The 2,809-nt window shown below is 57.1% G+C and carries 2 protein-coding genes; one reads left to right on the top strand and one right to left on the bottom strand.

Translation table 11 applies throughout. The features are described 5' to 3' along the window. Positions 1–462: 462 nt before the first annotated feature. A complete protein-coding gene (locus FS320_RS41260) occupies positions 463–1,428 on the bottom strand; it encodes a hypothetical protein (protein ID WP_152718367.1) in 966 nt (321 codons plus the stop codon). A 477-nt stretch (positions 1,429–1,905) separates the two neighbouring features. Here FS320_RS41260 and FS320_RS41255 point away from each other — a divergent pair, with 477 nt between their 5' ends. Further along, positions 1,906–2,772: a DNA-binding domain-containing protein gene (locus FS320_RS41255; RefSeq protein ID WP_202882961.1), complete on the top strand. Its 867-nt coding sequence runs from the start codon at positions 1,906–1,908 to the stop codon at positions 2,770–2,772. The last annotated feature ends 37 nt before the right edge of the window (positions 2,773–2,809 follow it).

The following is a 2,809-nucleotide window of genomic DNA, read 5'->3' as shown; positions in this document are numbered from 1 at the left end:
GCCGCGGACTGGAAACGGCCGCCGCGCGAATGGCTCGAGGCCAAGACCCAGTTCGCCGTCGTCTTCGGTGAGCGGTTCGTCAGTCAGTGACGAAAACAGGCCGCCGCACAAAATATCCGGCAGTCCCGGTTCAGCGTAAAACATCAGGGCCTGCGGTCATGAAGCACCGCGCTTACAGGCCGGAGACATGACTGCACCCGCCCCGCTAGGCCCAAGCATCATCAACAATCACATTGCCAAACGGGCGCCATCCAGACATGACAACACCTCCACTGCTCATCCTTGAGCACCAAACGATTCAAGGCGGACCTCCTGGTTCCCCAACCTTGAATCAAATTTCTGCCAGAGCGGGAATCCCTCAGGTCAACTGAATGTCCACATGCCTGAATGCATACCGAAGGAACACGCTGCATTGCGTAAATGCATGCGTGGCACCCGGAACGATCACGTTTTGAATGAAGTTCATCGACCGTGGCCGTCTCTCTCTCTGTCGGAAGCCATCAATTCCGCTCGCGCGCTATTGTAGGCTTTGTTGATGGACTTCCCGACCTGGTGAATCGCATCCAGGTGCCGAGGCGGAGGCGGACTGATTGCGCGGTCTGCTTCCAGCTTAGTGGCGGAATCGCTAATCGCCTCGATGCTCTTGTCCAAATGTGAACTTTGCGACTCTACCGCATGCCCAAATGTAGAGCGAGACGTCGCATTCTCCCAGGGCGCCACATGTTCCGAGATACCGGTATAGAGCTCAGCCAGGTCGTGACGACCTATGATTGCATCGAGAACTTGCGCTTTTTGGCCGTAGTTCAAGTGGTTATGTCCGCTTACAAGGGTCAGGGTAGCAGTGATGCGAGTCTCCAAATTTGCTGGGCCATCCTGCTTAAATATTTCAATCGCTCGCTCAACAAGGCGTGTTCTATTTACATGGTCAAGATCACTTAGGTGCTTCGCCATGCTGTTGATCGCATCAGCTTGCAAGTCTGTCTCGGGCAAGTTGAGAATGTGATCGACGGTGGCAGTTTTCCTCGCAGCAGATTGAAATTGAAGTATTGGCCCGATAGCGCGAAAGCGTTCGGCTAGTAATCTATGATCCTCTAGATTAGCTTCCGGAAAGCCATTATCAGGTATTGCTGCTCTGTATAAAGCCTCGGCTGAAGTGCCGAGCCGTTCGAGCCGCGCGTCAAATGCCCCAGCGGGGCTTGTCTCAACCGCCTCTCCTGCTGAGGGGCTTGTCTTAAGCGCCGCTCGTGCTGAGCGGCCAACGCGTTTAAAGTTCCCGAGGTTCTTTGCTGTTTCAACCGGGTCGTCGGTGGTTAAGCGTTTCGCCACTTCGCTTAGTGCGCCACTCGGCAAGTCAGTGAATCCTGTGGCCCCGCCGCCATCGTGACCTAACGTGTCTTGTTCACGTGCCTGCTGTCTATCGCGATCCATTGATCAGACCCCATGATGGTTCGACGGCTCTAGCCTACCGCCCAGGGGGCGATCTGCAAACGGATATCGCGTTACATGTGGAATTCTCCTGAGGCTTTGGTCCAATGCAGCTCGGATTTGCTGAAGCGCCGCCCAGGAGGGCTGCACCGTGCCGGTGAAGGTCTCTCCATCCGTAGCAGGCGGAACGGCATCAGCTTGATCGCGGCGACCCGGACATCTGGCGGCCTTGCAAGGGAGGGCGGGGAACAAAGGCTGATCCGATCAAAGGGGAACACCTGCTGTATTCGTTCCTGACCACGAACCCGAACAGCGTCGTCAAGCCGATTGTCGCTTTGCCCCTAAAGGCGAGATGAGGAATTCAACAAAATCAATGGTGGTCCTTTGCCGCTAAATGTGAGATTTTGCCTTTAAAAGGGAAATTTTCCTCCCTAAAAGTGAGACAGAGCTTCCAGGGGCGTGTAGCTGGCTGCGATGGAGATGGAACGGGACCTGACAGAGACGGCTGGCGTCGAAGCGTTGCGGAGGGCTGCCGTCCTGCGTCCGCTTGTTCAGGTATATCTTGCGGGCACAGGCAGTCTGGAAGCCGGCATTCGCGATGCGGTTTGGGAGCTCGGTGTCAGTAGGGCGACGGTCTGGCGTTGGATACGGCGCCTTGCCGAGGAAGGCGGGCGGACCAGTGCGTTGGTGCCGCAGAAGCGCGGCCGCCGCGCCGGCACCACGGTGATATCCAGCGCGGTCGAAGAGCTTATCGAAGAGCATCTTCGCCGCTATTTCCTGAGGCGGGAGCGTCCGAGCTTGTCGCGGGTTGTGTTGGAGATCCGCATTGCCTGTGGTGAACGCAGTTGGCAAGCGCCGACACGGCGAACCATTCAGCGACGGCTTGATGCGATGGATGAGCGCGAGGTCATGAAGGCGCGAGAGGGCGCAAGGGCGGCACGTCAAAAGTTTGGACCCGTGCCGGGCACGAATCGGGCTGACCTTCCGCTCAATGTCATGCAGATCGACCATACGCCCGCGGACATTATCCTTGTCGACAGTTTCGAGCGCAAACCCATTCGCCGACCTTGGGTGACCCTTGCAATCGATATCGCGACGCGGATGGTGGCCGGTTACTACGTCAGCTTTGAGGTGCCCTCTCGCCTGTCAATCGCTCTCTGTCTTACGAGGGCGGTCGCACCAAAGGCAGAACTGCTACCTGAGTTAGACAGCAATGTTCCTTGGCCAGCACAAGGCAGACCACGCAGCATTCATGTTGACAACGTCCTATGTGGGGAAGCAGCAGCGGCCATGAGCCAGCAGATCTCAGCACGCCGATTTGCTGGATCGGCGTTAGCATCAGATTGAGCCAGGTGGCTTCCACCGTCAACGGGATTGTCCTCTC

The organism is Microvirga tunisiensis, from assembly GCF_009296175.1.
GTDB lineage: Bacteria > Pseudomonadota > Alphaproteobacteria > Rhizobiales > Beijerinckiaceae > Microvirga > Microvirga tunisiensis.
Note: the sequence above shows the minus strand (reverse complement) of the source record. Positions and strands in the feature narration are given on the sequence as shown.